The sequence below is a fragment of the Chryseobacterium sp. TB1-D10 genome (assembly GCF_059803555.1).
Genome location: NZ_JAPFHB010000011.1, coordinates 15,073 through 33,074, shown reverse-complemented (window position 1 = coordinate 33,074; position 18,002 = coordinate 15,073). Strand labels below are relative to the sequence as shown.

Genomic DNA, 18,002 nt, shown 5'->3' with positions numbered 1-18,002 from the left:
ATTAATAATATCAAAACCTCTCCTATTTTTACACGGAAAATTGTATTTTTGCAAATCTAATTTCAGATTATAATGTCAGACAGAAAATTGATTACGGCAGCGTTGCCTTATGCAAACGGACCGGTTCATATAGGGCATTTGGCGGGTGTTTACATTCCGGCAGACGTCTATGCAAGATTCCAGAGAAGATTGGGAAAAGAAGTTGCTTTTATTTGCGGAAGCGATGAGCACGGCATTCCAATCACTATTCGCGCAAAAAAAGAAGGCGTAACGCCTCAGGATATCGTGGACAAATACCACGGTATTATCAAAAAATCTTTTGCAGATCTTGGGATTTCTTTTGATGAATATTCCAGAACAACGTCACCAAAACATTACGACGTAAGTCAGGATTTTTTCAAGACATTATATAATAAGGAGAAATTCACGGAGGAAGTTTCTGAACAATATTTTGATGAGCAAGCTAATGAATTTCTGGCTGACCGATATATCGTAGGAACTTGCCCAAATTGTGGCAACGTAAATGCTTACGGAGACCAATGTGAAAATTGCGGTTCTACCCTTTCACCTTCGGAACTTATCAATCCGCATTCTATGTTGAGCGGAAATGTTCCTGTTCTGAAAGAAACCAAAAACTGGTATTTACCTTTAAATGATTATGAAACTTTCCTTAACGAATGGATCATAGAAGGTCATAAAGACGACTGGAAAACCAATGTTTACGGTCAGGTAAAATCCTGGCTGACTGACGGTCTGAAACCAAGAGCAATGACGCGCGCCCTCAACTGGGGCGTTCCGGTTCCTTTGCCAAATGCTGAAGGAAAAGTACTTTACGTTTGGTTCGATGCGCCAATTGGTTACATCTCTTTTACTCAGGAATGGGCAGAGAAAACCGGCAAAAACTGGAAAGATTACTGGCAAAGTCCGGAATCTGATCTGATTCATTTTATTGGAAAAGACAATATCGTTTTCCATTGCATCATTTTCCCTGCGATGATGAAGGCGCACGGCGATTATATTATGCCAACTAATGTTCCGGCTTTTGAGTTTTTGAATCTTGAAAATGAGAAAATATCAACTTCAAGAAACTGGGCAGTTTGGGCGCACGAATATGTTGAAGAATTCCCGGGACAACAAGATGTTTTGCGTTATGCATTACTTTCTTCAGCTCCGGAAACTAAAGATAATAACTTCACCTGGAAAGATTTTCAGACCAAGAACAATTCTGAATTAGTAGGAATCTTCGGGAACTTTATCAATAGAGTTGCAGTTTTGATTCATAAATATTACGATGGCGTAATTCCTGCAGGAAATGCAGATGCAGAAGAATTAGTTGAAATCAAAAGATCGGCTGCGGAAATCGCTCAATATTTAGAAAACTTCGAATTCCGAAATTCATTGACAGCGTTGATGAATCTGGCGAGGTTTGGTAACCAATATCTTCAGATCGAAGAGCCCTGGAAAACCATTAAAGTGGATCCTGAGAAAGCATCTCATTCATTATTTATCGGCGCTCAGATTGCGGTGGCTTTGGCTCAGTTGTCAGAACCGTTTATGCCTTTCAGTTCTGAAAAATTGCTAACGATGTTCAATGTTGAAAAACTGAATTGGGAAGATATTGAAACAAAAAATATCCTGATCGAAACCGGACATCAAATCAATGAAGCATCTCTTCTTTTCTCAAAAATTGAAGATTCAACGATCGAATTCCAAATCCAAAAATTAGAGAATACAAAAGAGGAAAATAAAAAAGCTATCGCTCTTCAAACGGTTTCACAATCTGAAGGAGCAGAAGCCGAAGCGCAGATTCCTAAAATTTTACTACCTGAAAAAGATCAGATTCAATTTGATGATTTCACTAAAATCGATTTAAGAACTGCAACCATTCTGACAGCGGAAAAAGTGGAGAAGGCAGACAAACTTCTGAAATTCACAGTTGATACTGGCGTTGACGTGAGAACTGTGGTTTCTGGTGTAGCAGAGAGTTTCAAACCTGAAGATTTAGTTGGAAAGCAAGTGATGATTTTATTAAATCTTGCCCCAAGAAAAATTCGGGGAATTGAATCTCAGGGAATGTTCCTTTTAACAACAAAATCAGACGGAAAATTGACTTTCGTAACGCCTGACGAGACTGTAGGAAACGGAATTGAAATAGGATAAATTAAATCTTTACTGAATAAATTAAAAAGATCTTTTAGAATTACTAAAAGATCTTTTTTTTCGCACAATTATTGCTGTCGTTTTAGAAATAACAAACAATCTATGCGAAATTTATATTTATTAATTATAATTTTCTTTATCTCTTGTGGCAAACAAGATAAGTATAAAGAGGAAGTAGCTGTAGATGCTTCTCTGGTTTCTATAATGGATGAAAAAGAAGTTGATAACCAACTCCCGCCGCCAAATCGTATTTCAGAAAAATCAGCTTCTCCATCTGCACCTCAAACAACATCAAGCAAAATAATCAAGAACGGAAGAATCGAAATAGAAGTTGGAGATATTACTAAGTCTCAAAAAATCATCACAGATAATCTTAAAAAAAATAACGCCTACAAGCAGGGAGAATTTTTCAGTAACAGCGGAGATCAGGAAACGTTGAAAATGACCATTCGGGTTCCTAATGAGAATTTCGATAATCTTCTGCAATCTATGGATAACGGTCTTGGAAATGTTATTTCCAAAAACATAGGCACAGATGACGCTACAGAAGAATACACTGATGTTTCTATAAGGCTCGAGAACAAATTAACTTATTTAGAAAAGTACAGAGATCTTCTCAAAAAGAGCAATTCTACAAAAGACATTCTTGAAATCCAGGAGAATATCCGTGCACTGGAAGAAGAAATAGAATCATCAAAAGGAAGATTGAAATTCATAGACGACAAGGTAAAATACAGCACTATTGAACTTACTTTAATAAAAAACAAACCGAGAGATTCTGTGACTTCAAAGATTGGATTTGGAAGTCAGTTTGCAGATTCGGTTGCTGCCGGTTGGAATAATTTTATAGGATTTATTCTGGGATTGATTTCATATTGGCCATTTTTATTAATCATACCAATTCTGATCATCTTATTCAGAAAATGGAGAAAGCGAAAAGTACAATCTCCGAAATAGAATAAAAATTAATCGCTGAAGTTTGAAACCTCAGCGATTTTTGTTTTAAATCCTTTTTAATTTAAATATTGTTTTAATATTAATTTTACAAATACTCTTTATGATCGACATAAAAAGTACAATCCGGAAACCTATCTTCCAGAACGATAAGATGTTCCAAAATATTTTCATCCTCTAACTCTGGAAAAGAACCATTTTTCGTTTCTCTTAAAGATGAAACAAAAATTTTTTTTATATTTTTCAGTTGGTCTAATGCAATCAAATCTTCTAAAATAATTCCGGTTCGCCAAATGTCCAGATATTCCAGGTCGGTCAGTTGATTCAGGAATGGCAGGCTGGCTTTTGTGATATGGGGCTGTTTCATTAATGTAAGACTTTTCAGCTGCTGAACTTTCGAAATATATTTTACGCCTTCATCCGTAACGGCAGTTTCTTTGAGATAGATAGAATGGATGATTTTCACTTTGTCCGTCAGCATTGCGAAATAGTTATCATCATAATAAGGATCATCTACTCCGATAATTACTGACACTTCCTCCTGAATATCTTTGGAATCTTTGATCTGTGCAAAGTACCACCAGAACTGTTTTTCTTCGCCTTTCAAACGCATTATCAGATTGCTTTAGAATTAGAATTTTTAATTATATTTTCTATAATACTTGGAAAAAATTACTCCGTGGATTCCGCGGAGTAATGTGAAAAATCTATAGAGTTTTCATGGTTATTATTTTAAAAAATATATCCAAAAGTAATCTGAAATTCTTATCACTAAAATAAACTGCTATTTTTAACATATTAATGAGCTGAAATTACTTTTCCGGCCAGAAATTAAAACTTATACCTCCTGTATATTCTGGGTTTTTCAAATTAACAAACGACACACCACCATTGATGGCAATTCTTCGTCCCAGTTTTATCAGAAGCCCAACATCGGTAGAAGCTCCATAATAAGATTCATCTATTTGTAACACTTCCGGCTTATTGTACTCGACCATACGCTGATTAGAAAAACTATTCACTAATGCAAATCCAACTCCAGCATAAATAAATAAAGGACTGAAAACATGATAGCTTGTACCAAGCGATAACATAAATTTACCTTGTTCTTGTTTCGTAGCTTCACTAAGGTATGTATATGTAGTTCCATTTGCGGTAGTGTAGACATCCCTATTCTTAGATACACCTTCGCGTTCGGTGTAGGTAGTGAATGCTTTATCAGATAATCTAAAAAGCATAAAGAAACCGAAATTATCCGTTGTCTGAAAAAAACTCAGACCATAAGGAGAAATCTCGCCATACTGATAGCCTATAAACATTGCTTTGGGACTTTTACGCTCCAACTTCTTTTCCGCTTTAAAAAGAGAAGCATTACCTGTAGAATAAGCTAATTTTCTATAATATCTGGCATCTGCAGGAAATGAATACTGGTAAGCTAAATAGATATCATAATAACTTTGATCGTCGCCATTTTTAGCTGCTTCTATTTTACTTTCCAGCGATTTATCAAGTTCTGCTTTATATTCCATTTTCTGAATATACTCTCTACTCTTCCTCTCCGACTCTTCAGCTGAAGGCGTGAACAGATCGAACACACCTTTCACCACATCCTGATAAGCTTTTTCTTCCTGTTGTTTTCTTGCAGCTTCTGCCAAAAATATATTGTTATAAATAGTAGCTTCACTTTCAGAAGTACTCTCTGAAGATGAGGAAGACGATGACAAAGAACCATCAGACATAGTAGCTTCACTCTCCGACGAACCTTCTGAAGATGAGGACGGTGAAGAAGAAGAAGAAGAAGAACTATTAGACTCTGAAGAATTTGTTTTGTCTTTAGATGGTGTTGCTGTCGTATTATTTGATGCAGAAGATTTCTTTTGATTTATGATAGCATCAAGTTCAGCAACGGATTGAGGATTGTAAAAAGCTTTCGTAACAGACACAGCAAAGTCTGAGATATTGACTGCCTTTCCATTCATTGCTACAGGACATATATACTTTTCATACATATCGTCGGCATTCCCACTACTGACTGCAAAACCAGACAAATCTATTGTACCGTTTGGCAGTCTAACTGCTGTACTCACATTAAGTGATACAGAAGAATAGCTCTGTGGCCATTGTGACAAACCCAATTCAGATTTTGAATATTTTTTTTGGGATGATCCATATAATGAATTGGAAAGGACAGATACGTTAGAATTATAATATCTCAGATAAATACCATCTTTTCGCTTGACAAATTCATAATTTACTTCCCAGCTCAGATTCGTGTAAGAGTTCGAACTTTTTGAATAAGGTCCCAAAGTTCCGCTCAGTTTATTTTGGGCACTGGTAAACAATATCATTGTTGACATAAATAAAATCATCATTAATTTTTTCATAAGTATATTTTTTTAGTTGTTGTTTCTATATTTAATTTATTCAGCTTTCACCGCTTCTATTTTTTTCGCGTAGAGGAAAGTGTCTTTATAGAAATTGGCAGGTGTATTGGATCTTATCCCGACATAGTTTTCCCAAATGATTTTGTAGTCGGTTTTGTTTATAGCTTTTAAAATAAAATCGAAAGAATTAAAAATAATAATATTCCCTGCCATCGAAATGGAGGATTTGAGATCATCAATTTTAAAGTTATCATAAGTGGAATCTGATCTATACAACTGCGTTTGTGAAAAAGCACTCGTAGCAAAGAAAATCAAACTGAACTTTCTCATCAGGAAAGCCAATTGAGTTTTCATATCTATATTTGTTTATTCTTTACAAATCTAAACCATCCCCAAATCAAAAAAAATACGCCAAAAGGAGTATTTTTTAAGGATTAACTTGACAGTTAACAACTTATCTTTCTTTGAATTTCAAGTCAGATAAATTATCAATCAGAATATTTTACTGTTAAGCTCATTTTTCGACACAACAAAAAACCGCCCTGTAAAAGAGCGGTTTTCATTTTAATATGATTAAAAGGTTTAATATTTTCCTTCGTCCTGAACTTCTTTGTTCTGATATTCCTGAACCAGTTCTATAGCATTGGTAATGACATCGCTGAGTGCAGTGATAAATGTTCCTTCCTCTGCCAGACTCATCGCGTGTTTCAAAGCATCAATTTCTTTCGGAATACATTCATAACTGATATCTCTGTTGGCTTCCTGGATACCTTCGATAATTAGACCGTTGATTTCTTCTTCAGGTCTTCCTCTCAAATGCTTTTCGTTTCTGATAATGATGTGATCAAACATTCTTCCCGCAATTTTTCCAATTTCACGGATGTCACCATCTCTTCTGTCGCCTACACCAGAGATGATTCCGATTTTTTTATTAGCCTCAACACTTTTCAGGAAATCTTCAATCGCTTCATAACCCGCCGGATTATGCGCAAAATCGATCATCACTTTGAAGTTTTTGAAGTTGAAGATATTCAACCTTCCCGGAGTCAGCTGTGCACTTGGAATAAATGTGGTTAATGCCAAAGCAATATTAGGAATTTCAAAACCGTAAACGTAAGCGGCTAATGACGCTGCCAATACGTTGGCAATCATAAACTTTGCTTTTCCTTCCATCGTAATCGGGATATTTTTCACCCTTTCGATCCGGATTTTCCACTCACCTTTTTTGATCGTCACAAAACCTTCCTCATAAACACAAGTGATCTTTCCTTCTTTTGCAAAACGTTTGATGTGCGGATTATTTTCATCAAGACTGAACAACGCTACTTTTGAACGCAGATCATCAACCAACCTCATCGAATATTCGTCGTCAGCATTCATGACGCACCAGCCATCTTTTTTCACACTGTCCAGAACCACACGTTTTACTTTCGTAAGGTCTTTCAGATTGTGAATATCGCTGATTCCCAAATGGTCTTCTTTAATATTAGTCAAAATCCCAATATCGCACGTTCCAAAACCCAAACCTGATCTAAGAATTCCGCCTCTTGCTGTTTCCAAAACCGCAAATTCCACGGTTGGATCTTTCAGGATAAATTCTGCAGATTGTGGTCCTGTTGTATCGCCTTTTTGTAGTAAAGTATTTTGAATATAAATCCCATCCGATGTTGTAAATCCTACTCTTTTTCCGTTGTTTTTTACGATGTGTGCGAGGATTCTCGTGGTTGTTGTTTTTCCATTAGTCCCTGTCAAAGCTATAATCGGAATTCTGAATTCTTTTCCTGGCGGATAAAGCATATCCACAACCGGAGCAGCAACGTTTCTTGGCAGACCTTCACTTGGCGCAAGGTGCATTCTGAAACCTGGTGCAGCATTCACTTCCAATATTGCGCCTCCACTTTCTTTCAGAGGTTGCGTCAGGTTTTCTGCCATGATATCAATCCCGCAAACATCCAATCCAATGATTCTGGAAACGCGTTCCGCCATTTGAATATTTTCCGGGTGGATCATATCTGTCACATCGATTGACGTTCCGCCGGTAGACAGATTAGCAGTTGATTTCAGGTAAACTATTTCACCTTTGTGAGGAATGGTTTCTAAAGTATAATTTAGTTTTTCAAGAAGTTCGTTGGTATCTTTGTCAACATCTATTTCGGTAAGGACATTTTCGTGTCCGTAACCTCTTCTTGGATCTGTATTTTCTTTATCAATAAGCTGTTGAATATTAAGCTCGCCATCGCCAACAACGTGAGCCGGAACTCTCCTCGCAGCTGCCACCATTTTATGATTAATGACCAAAACCCTGAAGTCAAAACCTGTGATATATTTCTCGACAATTACTTTTCTGGAATATTGCTGAGCGTGAGTCAATCCAACTACAGCGGTTTCAAAATCATTTACATTGATGGAAGCACCTTTCCCGTGATTACCATCCAATGGCTTGATCACAATTGGGTAACCAATTTTTCTAATGGCAAGATCCAAACCTTCCTCGTCTACAACCAAACTTCCAGACGGAACTGGAATAGCGGCATCTTCCAACATTTTTTTTGTGAGTTCTTTGTTACAGGCGATATCTACAGCAATGCTGCTTGTGTTTCCTGTAATTGTAGCCTGGAATCTCTGCTGATTGATCCCATATCCCAACTGAACCAAAGAGTTTTTCCCTAAACGAATCCAAGGAATTCTTCTGGAAGCCGCTTCTTCTACGATACTTCCTGTAGATGGACCCAGTCTTTCGCTCTCACGGAGTTCCTTCAAGTTATGAATACATTTTTCAATGTCATAATCTTCCGCAGACATCAGACATTCTGCAATTCTCACCGCTTCTTCTGCTGCGAAAATTCCGGCTTGCTCTTCTCTGTAATTGAAAACGACATTGTAAACACCTGGTGTTTTAGTCTCGCGCGTTCTTCCGAATCCGACATCCATACCTGCAAGAGTCTGAATTTCCAATGCGATATGTTCGATCACGTGACCCATCCAGGTTCCCATTTCTACCCTTTTGAAGAAACCACCCTCGCAGCCTTCGGAGCATCTGTGGGAAATCAATGATGGTAACAATTGTTCGATTCTTTCGCGGAAACCTTCAATTTTATTGGTTGGAAAATGTTCTGTTTCTTCCAAGTCCAATCGCATTTGTATCAATTTCTTTCTGGTAATGCTCCAGATATTAGGACCTCTAAGAACCTGTATTTTTTCGATTTTCATATTTAGTAGTAGATGTTAGATATTAGACTTTGGATATTTGATTTAAAATCAATGCATTAAAATACTTTTTGTAAAATGTTCAGTATTTAAAAAGCATTTTCCTCAAATCATTTATAAGTTCTATTTTATCAAAGATAATAGAAAAGCAATTAATTAAAGAAAAATCGGAAATAATTATTTTACTATTAAAGATTATCATTATCAATTCTTTAAAACAATTAACAATTTGTTAATTTAAAATCAGTATTTCCTTCAAACAACGACTTAATAATTAAAACTTTAAATAGTAGAGCCTAATTTTTACCTGGAAAATATGAGGTATATTCTATTTTGATTTATTATTTTTGTTTACTATGAAATCAAAAGGAAAACTAGTCATCATTGGAGGTGCTGTAAACAAAGGTAGTTTTACAGAGACCAGTTTTGACCAAAACGTCGAAAAAAACCTAAACTTTTTTGAACGAGGAATCCTCAGAAAAATCATCGATGAATCTAAGTCTAAGGAAGATTCCGTCATCGAAGTCATTACGACTGCATCTCAGATTCCAGACATCGTAGGACCTGAATATAAAAAGGCTTTCGAATATCTTGGTATTAAAAACTGTAATATTCTGGATATCCAAAACCGTGAACAGGCGAATAGTGATGCCATAGTTGCAAGAGCCAATGCGGCTGATGTCGTAATGTTTACAGGAGGCGATCAGCTGAGACTGACCTCAATTCTTGGCGGAACCAGATTCCATGACGCCATTCTTACAAAATACCAGACCGAAGATTTTATATATGCAGGAACTTCTGCCGGAGCTGCTGCTGCTTCAGAAAATATGATCTATCAAGGTTCCAGCTCAGAAGCTCTGTTGAAAGGCGAAATCAAAACCACGCAAGGTCTTGGCTTTATAGAAAATGTGATTATTGATACGCATTTTGTACAGCGAGGTAGGATTGGAAGATTGTTTCAGGCGGTTGTTAACAATCCGAGAACTTTGGGGATTGGTCTTGGAGAAGATACAGGATTATTTATCCAAGATGACACAATGACAGCCATCGGATCCGGACTCGTCATCATTGTGGACGGACTTCAGATCAAAGATACAAACCTTACTAATATTGATCTTGGTCAGCCAATTTCTATCAAAAATCTGGTTGTGGATGTGCTTTCTATGAATGATACTTTTGATCTCAAATCAAGAGAAATGAAGATCGTAAATTCTCAGTACAACCCTATTCCGCAAGTGATTCCGAATAGTTAATAATTAGATGTTAGATTTTAGGTATTGGATTAAAAAACTTCGGCTACGCTCAGTTTGATATTTTTAATATATCCGTCTAAAAATAACAGTTATCAGTCTGAGGTTTTAAAAACTTCAAATAATTTCAGTCTGAGGCTCTCGAAGATTTTTTTAATTTAAGTTTGAAGTTTCAACTTTATTTGTCTGAATTACTCGAAGCTTTCATTGCCAGTCTGATGTTCTCGAAGACCTATAAAATCTAAAATTCCCTATAAAAATGAAAATAATAATCCACGGCGGTTTTTTCTCCGAAAGCAACCAAAGCAACGAAGTGAAATTAGCAAAACAGAATTCACTGAAAGCGATTGTGAAAAAGTCTTACGAGTTTCTACAGAACAATTCAGCTTTCGACACCGTTGCTTATGCGGTTTCACTGTTGGAAGATGATGAGCTGTACAATGCCGGCATTGGCTCGCAAATCCAAAGTGACGGAATCATCCGGATGAGCGCTGCGATTATGGATGGAGAAACTCAGAAAATGAGTGGTGTTATTAATATTCAGGATGTGAAGAATCCGATTTTTGTTGCGAAGGAATTGATGAAGGAAGATGATCGTGTTCTTGGCGGAAGCGGTGCGAAAAATTATGCCACAGAAAATGGTTACGAAGATTTCTCTACAGAAATCCCTCAACGAAGAAAAGAATACGAAGATAAACTGAAAACAGGCGGTAAAGGCACTGTGGGTGCAGTTGCATTAGACAAACACGGAAAATTGGCCGTTGCTACTTCAACCGGTGGAAAAGGTTTTGAAATCCCGGGAAGAATTTCCGATTCTGCAACTGTAGCCGGAAATTATGCCAATCAATTCTGTGCGGTAAGCTGTACGGGCGTTGGTGAAGACATTGTAAGCAATGCGACCTCAGCAAAGATCGTAACCAGAGTTACAGACGGCCTAACAATCGAAAATGCCTTTGACAGAACGTTCGAAGAACTGAAAGAAATTGACGGTTTTGCCGGCGCAATCGGCATTGATTGTGAAGGGAATATTTTCCATCAGGATTCTTATCCGACGATGGTTTTTGCGAGTTTTGATGGAGTTGATTTTGAGGTTTTTGGGTAAATAGTTATAATTCTATTATTGAAAATATTATCAGAAAATCAACCACTCAAAAATGCCATCCGTATCGTTTGGCAAATCTCAGCAATCCTTTCTCTTTTAATCTTATTGATCTTATTTTTTGTTGACGACAAGATAATTCTGTCCGCAGTTCCACTTTGTGAGGCTCGAAAAAAAGGGTTGGAATGTTTCCTTTGTGGATCCACAAGAGCTTTCATCGAAATTAAAAACCTGAATTTTAAAAGTGCTTTAGACTTAAACAAATTTAGTCCAATACTTTTCTCTTTGCTCGTATTGAACGCATTGGCATATTTGCTATATCTTTTAAAAACTAAAAAACAAAACTATGAAAACAGCAAGTCTCGTAAAGGGCATTTTAGCAATCTTCGGAATGCTTTTCGGATTTATTCCTTGCCTGGGAGCGTTCAATTGGATAAATATTCCTTTTCAATGGTTGGATTAGTGATCAGCATCGTCGCCTATGTTAAGGAAGATGGTTTACCTAAAAATAATGCAACAGCCGGAATCATTATGTGTGGGATAGCTGCATTTTTGGGATTCATCCGATTGTTTATTGGTGGCGGAATTGTGTAGACAGATTGTTGATATTAATTGCTAAAAACCTTTGTTGCTAGTGTCACTCCTACGGAGTCCTGATTTATCATACCATCTTTTTTCTACAAACATATTGCTTCTCTGGAGCAATATTCAAACACTTCATGTTTGAATATTTTAGAAAGTTTATTGATTACAGACCAAAATAAAACCGCCTCTTTACAAAACAAGACGGTTTTATAATTTATAATTAATAACTCATAATTAATCAAGCCAGCCCATTTCCTTCATCCATTCGTCGTTGTAGATCTTCGCTACGTAACGGCTTCCGTGATCGTGAAGAAGTACGACGATGATGTCATCTTTCGTAAACTGATCTTTCATCTGAACCAACGCTGACATCGCACTTCCTGCAGAATACCCGCAGAAAATTCCTTCTTCCTTAGCCAGTCTTCTTGCGTAGATTGCACCGTCTTTGTCCGTCACTTTTTCGAAATGATCGATGACACTCATATCGTAATTTTCCGGAAGAATATCTTCACCAATTCCTTCTGTAACGTAGGTGTAAGCGTGATCCAAATGGATTTCTCCAGTCTCGTGGATTTCTTTCAGGATCGAACCGTAGGTATCAACTCCAATGATTTTGATGTCCGGATTTCTTTCTTTGAAGAATGTACCGCAACCCGTAACCGTTCCGCCTGTTCCGGCTCCGGCTACAAAATGCGTGAGTTTTCCCTCGGTTTGTTCCCAGATTTCCGGCGCTGTACTTTCGTAATGGGCTAATCTGTTGGAAAGATTGTCATATTGATTCACGTACCAGCCATTTTCTGTCTCTTTCGCCAGTCTTTTGGAAACTGAGTAGTACGAACGCGGATCTGTTGGTTTTACATCCGTTGGACATACGATTACTTCTGCTCCAACCGCTCTTAGAATATCACATTTTTCTTTGGATTGTTTGGAGTTGGTCACGAAGATACATTTGTATCCTTTTTGGATAGCTACCAATGCCAATCCCATTCCTGTATTTCCGGAAGTACCTTCAATAATGGTTCCGCCGGGTTTCAAACGGCCGTCTTTTTCCGCATCTTCTATCATCTTCAAAGCCATTCTGTCCTTTACGGAATTTCCTGGATTTGTAGTTTCCACTTTTGCCAAAACCAAAGCCGGAAAATCCTCTCCAAGAACTCTGTTTATTTTAACTAATGGTGTATTGCCAATGGTTTCTACGATATTGTTGTAATATTTCATAATATATAATTGATGATTGATAGTCGATAAGTGATTTGATTGGTTGACGTAGATTAATCAATTATCATTTATCGATTATAATTTATATTCTAGCTGTATTTGATGGCTCTTACTGGTGATATTTTACTGATTAAATAACTTGGCAGGATCATCGCTATCCCGGAAACAATAAAAATGCCCACCGAAACTGCAATGATATAAACTGGATTAAGATCTACCGGAACTGTGCTGATAAAGTAATTCTCCGGATCCAATTTGATGATTCCTGTGTATTTTTGGATTAATAACAATCCAATTCCTATCACATTTCCTGCCAACAATCCTGGGATCATAATCAGTAATGTGTAATTGATGAAAATAGATCTGATCTGTGCATTGGAAGCTCCCATTGTCTTCAGAACCCCGATGGAGTTGGTTCTTTCGATGATTAATATTAATAAAACCATCACAATATTGATCACGACTACCAAAAGCATAATTGTAATAATAAGCGAAATATTTTGATTGAAAATATTGATCCAATCCAGAATCTGCGGATATTTTTCGGTTACCTTTTCGGCATAGTTCTGGTAGCCAATATATTTTTCGATTTCCGGAAACACCTGGTCAATTTTGTCTGTATCGTTTAAGAAAACATCCAATCCTCCGACTTGCTTGTCATCCATATTCATCACTTTACGAACGTGATTGATGTCGCCAATCATATACAGATCATCCACCAATTTAATGTCGGTTTTATAAATTCCTTTAACAATAAATTTTCTGTAAATCGGTTTCTGGTCTTCTTTTGAAAAAATAGTGACAATACTGTCATTCGTTTTCAGAGAAAGGTCGTTTGCAATTTTTTCTGAGAGGATAATCTCATTATTATAACCATCTTCCTTGTAGTCCGGAATAGATCCTGAAATCATAAACGGCTGAAATCTGGCTTTGTCAAAATCTTTTCCAACACCTTTCAGAATGATTCCTGCAAAATTGGTTTCTGTCCTCAGGATCCCACTGACTGAAGCATAAGACTGCAAACCTGCAACGCCGGGAATTTTTTTCACGGCATTAATGTCCAAACCTTTTGTTTCCAAAACAGAAGAATTGTAGGAAGAATTGGAACGCGTGGATTTGACAGAAATATCTCCGCTGAAATTGGAAATTCTGTCCTCAATTGCTTTCTTAGAACCAAGACCTGTAGAAATCGTAATCAGAGAAACAATAATGCCTAATGCCACGGAAAGCCTGCCAATATAGACAATGACTTTCGAGAGATTATTTTTGTTATCTTTGGAAAACGCTATCTTTTTCGAGAAATATAACGGAAAATTCAAATCAATGATTTTAAGCCTCAAAAATAAAACTTTAGTTTTTATCCTGCTAATTTATTTTAGTTCAATCACTTTTATTAAATCCCAAAATTCTTCCAAAGATTGTTTTGCAACTGCTGCGGACAGACCGGAACTTTATCTTCCGCTTTTGAAAAATAAAAATGTAATAGTTGCGGCGAACCAAACCAGTCTTCTGAAAGATAAAAAACATTTGGTTGATTTCTTAGTTGAAAATAATATTAAAATCAAATCCATCTTCGCTCCCGAACACGGTTTCCGCGGAACTGCAGATGCAGGCGAACATGTGAAAAGTGGGATTGACACAAAAACCGGATTGCCCATCGTTTCACTATATGGGGATAATAAAAAGCCAAAATCAGAATATCTGAAAGGTGCCGATGTGATTTTGTTTGATATTCAGGATGTTGGTGTTAGATTTTACACTTATATTTCAACATTGTCCTATATAATGGAAGCGGCGGCTGAAAATAATATTGAAGTGATTGTCCTCGACAGACCAAATCCGCACGACGGCTACACAGACGGACCTATGATGCGTGATAAATGGAAAAGTTTCGTCGGATTGCACAATGTTCCGGTAGTTTACGGACTCACGATTGGTGAATACGGAAAAATGGTGAATGGTGAACAATGGCTGAAAAATGGAATTCAGGCAAAATACACTTTGATCCCGATGCTCAATTACTACAAGCAAAAACGATATGGTGTTTCTGATAAACCTTCGCCAAATCTACCTAATGACAAATCCATCAACCTTTATCCAAGTCTTTGTTTCTTCGAAGGAACGCATGTTTCTGTAGGACGCGGCACGGATTTGCCTTTTCAAATCTATGGAAGTCCGTGGACGAAAAATTTAAATTATCAATTCACGCCAAAGCCAACTGAAGGTGCAAAAGATCCTTTCCTGAATGGAAAATTGTGCTACGGTGAGAATCTAAGTAATTATTCCAAAGATTTGCGAGGGTTACACTTACAATGGCTCCTGAAATCTTACAAAGACTATAAAAATCCTCAGCAAAATTACTTTTTACAAAATCTATTCTTTGATAAATTAGCAGGAAGTGATGAGCTGAGAAAGCAAATTATTGCTGGCAAATCTGAAAAAGAAATCAGAGAAAACTGGAAGAAAGATCTTGAAAATTTTGAAAAAATAAGACAGAAATATATCGTCTATCCAAACTAAAAAACCCTCGCAATTTGCGAGGGTTTTTGTTTTTATAATAATTGAAGATTATTTAAAGAAGAAAGAAAAACCTGCGTTTACCCCAAATGTATTGGTTGAATTTTTCACATCGTTTTCCCTATTTGAAGTATTGACATAAGCCAGACCTAAATCAATTCCTACCGATGGTGTCACAAGAAAAACAACACCTCCCTTGGCTCCCCAAGCTAAACCGTCAGTTGTAAACTTTGTTTCTTCGATATTAAAATAATCAGCTGGATATTTCATGGTATTAGAAAAATAACCTACACCAGCACCTAAATAAGGCATAATCTTAGAAGCAGATTTGAAATAGTAAGTAGCAGTAGGCATCACGATTACAGTGCTTTCTGTACTTTCATAATCAAATTCTTCCCCTAAAATGTATTGCGAACCTTCATTTTTCGTTGACTTGAATCCCAAATCAAGTCCTATTGCGAAATTATTCGCAACAAAATATCCAACAGAAGGCGTTACATTAAACGTTGTAGATTTTGGTCCATCAACAGATTCACCATTATATTTTACTTTTGAAGTAGTACTGTTAAAACCTAAAGTGGTAGATCCACCTGCAACCCAAGATCCTTTTTCAGTTTGAGCATTTACTAATCCGAAAAGTGCAATTGCACTCATTACTAATAATTTTTTCATAGTTTACCAAATTTTAGGGTGCAAAAGTATTAAAATATATTAATACTCCAAATATTTAATAAAAAAAATGATGAAAAATTATTTATATGGAAATCAATTCTCTTCGGCCAGCCATTCCCCATAAGAATTTTCGGTCTCGTGAAGTTTAAGGTAAGCAAGCTGAACTTCAGATGGAAGTTTGGATTTGATTTTGGAAGCGATATCATACAGCATATTTTCGCAAGTCGGCTGGTAATCGCAAAAGATGACTTTATGACCTTGATCCTGCAGACTTTCACCAAGACTTTTATGAGGAGAGGCACCATTTACCAAAACCGAATGATCCCATAGATCGATGATTTCTTCTTTTACAATCTTCTTGATGTCACCAAAATCTACGACCATTCCGTTCTTGTGATTATTAAGATCATTAATAGGATTTCCCCTTACAGTTACGAATAATTTGTAAGAATGACCGTGCATATTCTTACATTTTCCATCATAATTATAAAGCACGTGAGCCGTCTCGAAAGTGAAAATCTTGGTAATCCGTATCATTCTGCAAAGATAATCAAAAATCCGTTTTATTAATTTGGTAAAAGATTTGTTGCCATCTTTCTAATTGCGTATTTTTGTCTGTGAAAACACAATTTATATAATGAAAAAAACATTTCTGTTATTAAGCTTAATTTCTTCCGTTTATTTCTATTCCCAGGATTTTGCCGGCATCAATAAAATTCTTGAAAAAATCGAGAATAAAAGCAAAAAAATAAAAGATGCCTCAGATTATGATCTCAAAGGTAAAAAGTTCGTTTTGGTAGAAGATTATGAGGATCACGCAGAACGCCATATTCTGGAATTCAATACCGATGGGACTTTGACGCTGATTGAATTAATTGATGACAAATCGAGTTGCAAAAGTTTCTCCAATATATTCACCGGTGATTTTATCCGCAAAAAAAATGCAGTTTCCGTAAGAGCAAACTTTTTAGAAGGAAAAAAAATCGCAATGCCTTTGGTTTACAATCTATACATCATGAACGCCAATAATATCTGGTACATGAAGGATATTAACAACAGCAAACGTTGGATTGAGAATAACAACTTGATCAAAAAGAAGAAATAAACTTTACTTTTCTTTTATAAAATCAATACAAATTTCGACGGCTTCGTCTAATTCTTTTGGTAAAGAATTATCTTCCCAAGGTTCTTTTGCTCCAAAAGTGTGACCTGCATTTTCTATAACCCTGAATTGAGAATCTTTTATCCAATGATGAAGATTTTCGGAATGGTCTATGGTTACAGATTCGTCTGCAGAACCGTGAATGATTAAAGTTGGAATTTTAAGATTCTCACAAGCTTTCTGAACATCAAATCTATACTTGTTATTTTCATAATCTTCGAAGAATTGAAAATAATGAGGCATTTTTTGTTTCGTTCTTGCGTTTTCTATGTGGTAAACGCCTTCTTTTTTCCAGTTTTCAAAAGCTTCATTTTTTGGAAATCTATCGAGTGTGGAAATGCTCGCCAATGTTATTAATTTTGTAATATCCTCATTTTCAGAAGCTTTGATAACAGAAATTCCGCCACCTCTGCTGTGACCTAATAATATAATATTCTCAAAATCAACTTCTTTTTGAGTTTTGAAATGATTAATGACAACTTCCAAATCATCCAATTCTTTAGAAAAATTATTTTGTCCGAAGGCTTCAAGATCACCAAAGTTATTTGGATCTTCAATTGTAGTTCCGTTATGTGACATATTGAATTTAACGAAATAGAATCCCGCTTTAGCAAACTTTTCTCCCATCAACTCCCAGGTTCCCCAATCTTTGTAACCTTTGTAACCGTGGACAAAAATTAAAAGTGGAAGTTTTTCTTCAGAGACAGGGAAAATGGCATCTGCTAAGAATTCTCTTTCGCTTTTTAGAATGATATTTTTTTCTTTGATTAAGGTCATTTTGTGTTTATTTAAAA

16 protein-coding genes and 1 pseudogene are annotated in these 18,002 nt (G+C 36.3%); 8 read left to right on the top strand and 9 right to left on the bottom strand.

Translation table 11 applies throughout. The features are described from left to right. Positions 1-72: 72 nt before the first annotated feature. Entirely contained in the window at positions 73-2,160 is a 2,088-nt protein-coding gene (gene metG, locus OPU68_RS15240; protein WP_498474814.1) for a methionine--tRNA ligase, read from the top strand. A gap of 102 nt (positions 2,161-2,262) precedes the next feature. Further along, complete coding sequence (locus tag OPU68_RS15235; protein WP_498474813.1) at positions 2,263-3,117, top strand: DUF4349 domain-containing protein; 855 nt, start codon at positions 2,263-2,265, stop codon at positions 3,115-3,117. Between the two features lie 85 nt (positions 3,118-3,202). On the opposite strand, the gene OPU68_RS15230 is transcribed toward OPU68_RS15235, so the two are convergent. The 4 genes from OPU68_RS15230 to cphA all read right to left on the bottom strand — a co-directional run bounded on the left by OPU68_RS15230 (position 3,203) and on the right by cphA (position 8,708). Further along, complete coding sequence (locus tag OPU68_RS15230; protein ID WP_498474812.1) at positions 3,203-3,727, bottom strand: hypothetical protein; 525 nt, start codon at positions 3,725-3,727, stop codon at positions 3,203-3,205. 199 nt (positions 3,728-3,926) lie between these two features. Continuing rightward, positions 3,927-5,498 (bottom strand): hypothetical protein, encoded by a 1,572-nt coding sequence (locus tag OPU68_RS15225; RefSeq protein ID WP_498474811.1) that lies wholly within the window; start codon positions 5,496-5,498, stop codon positions 3,927-3,929. 36 nt (positions 5,499-5,534) lie between these two features. After that, a complete protein-coding gene (locus OPU68_RS15220; protein ID WP_498474810.1) occupies positions 5,535-5,852 on the bottom strand; it encodes a hypothetical protein in 318 nt (105 codons plus the stop codon). A 228-nt stretch (positions 5,853-6,080) separates the two neighbouring features. Beyond that, a complete protein-coding gene (cphA, locus tag OPU68_RS15215) occupies positions 6,081-8,708 on the bottom strand; it encodes a cyanophycin synthetase (RefSeq protein WP_498474809.1) in 2,628 nt (875 codons plus the stop codon). 353 nt (positions 8,709-9,061) lie between these two features. Between cphA and OPU68_RS15210 the strand changes: the two genes are divergently transcribed. The 4 genes and pseudogenes from OPU68_RS15210 to OPU68_RS15195 all read left to right on the top strand — a co-directional run bounded on the left by OPU68_RS15210 (position 9,062) and on the right by OPU68_RS15195 (position 11,648). Then, on the top strand, positions 9,062-9,958 hold the full coding sequence (locus OPU68_RS15210; protein ID WP_498474808.1) for a cyanophycinase: 897 nt from the start codon (positions 9,062-9,064) through the stop codon (positions 9,956-9,958). Between the two features lie 256 nt (positions 9,959-10,214). Further along, positions 10,215-11,057, top strand: a complete 843-nt coding sequence (locus OPU68_RS15205; RefSeq protein WP_498474807.1) for an isoaspartyl peptidase/L-asparaginase — start codon at positions 10,215-10,217, stop codon at positions 11,055-11,057. 18 nt (positions 11,058-11,075) lie between these two features. Beyond that, a pseudogene (locus OPU68_RS15200) lies at positions 11,076-11,339 on the top strand (DUF2752 domain-containing protein); the annotation flags it as partial. Between the two features lie 165 nt (positions 11,340-11,504). Continuing rightward, positions 11,505-11,648 carry a hypothetical protein gene (locus tag OPU68_RS15195; protein WP_498474889.1) on the top strand — a complete coding sequence of 48 codons (144 nt, stop codon included), beginning with the start codon at positions 11,505-11,507 and terminating at the stop codon, positions 11,646-11,648. Between the two features lie 225 nt (positions 11,649-11,873). On the opposite strand, the gene OPU68_RS15190 is transcribed toward OPU68_RS15195, so the two are convergent. Beyond that, a complete protein-coding gene (locus OPU68_RS15190) occupies positions 11,874-12,857 on the bottom strand; it encodes a PLP-dependent cysteine synthase family protein (RefSeq protein ID WP_498474806.1) in 984 nt (327 codons plus the stop codon). Between the two features lie 89 nt (positions 12,858-12,946). Beyond that, the gene (locus tag OPU68_RS15185; protein WP_498474805.1) at positions 12,947-14,176 is read right to left on the bottom strand and encodes an ABC transporter permease; all 1,230 of its coding nucleotides are present in this window, start codon (positions 14,174-14,176) and stop codon (positions 12,947-12,949) included. A gap of 4 nt (positions 14,177-14,180) precedes the next feature. Between OPU68_RS15185 and OPU68_RS15180 the strand changes: the two genes are divergently transcribed. Next, the gene (locus OPU68_RS15180; RefSeq protein ID WP_498474804.1) at positions 14,181-15,377 is read left to right on the top strand and encodes an exo-beta-N-acetylmuramidase NamZ family protein; all 1,197 of its coding nucleotides are present in this window, start codon (positions 14,181-14,183) and stop codon (positions 15,375-15,377) included. A 48-nt stretch (positions 15,378-15,425) separates the two neighbouring features. Here the strand turns inward: OPU68_RS15180 and OPU68_RS15175 are convergent, their stop codons facing one another. Beyond that, positions 15,426-16,046 (bottom strand): OmpW family outer membrane protein, encoded by a 621-nt coding sequence (locus OPU68_RS15175; RefSeq protein ID WP_498474803.1) that lies wholly within the window; start codon positions 16,044-16,046, stop codon positions 15,426-15,428. A gap of 93 nt (positions 16,047-16,139) precedes the next feature. Beyond that, on the bottom strand, positions 16,140-16,583 hold the full coding sequence (locus OPU68_RS15170; protein ID WP_498474802.1) for a 6-pyruvoyl trahydropterin synthase family protein: 444 nt from the start codon (positions 16,581-16,583) through the stop codon (positions 16,140-16,142). A 100-nt stretch (positions 16,584-16,683) separates the two neighbouring features. On the opposite strand from OPU68_RS15170, the gene OPU68_RS15165 reads away from it, so the two are divergent. Next, on the top strand, positions 16,684-17,151 hold the full coding sequence (locus tag OPU68_RS15165; RefSeq protein ID WP_498474801.1) for a hypothetical protein: 468 nt from the start codon (positions 16,684-16,686) through the stop codon (positions 17,149-17,151). A gap of 3 nt (positions 17,152-17,154) precedes the next feature. On the opposite strand, the gene OPU68_RS15160 is transcribed toward OPU68_RS15165, so the two are convergent. Then, complete coding sequence (locus OPU68_RS15160; RefSeq protein WP_498474800.1) at positions 17,155-17,985, bottom strand: alpha/beta hydrolase family protein; 831 nt, start codon at positions 17,983-17,985, stop codon at positions 17,155-17,157. Between the last annotated feature and the right edge of the window lie 17 nt (positions 17,986-18,002).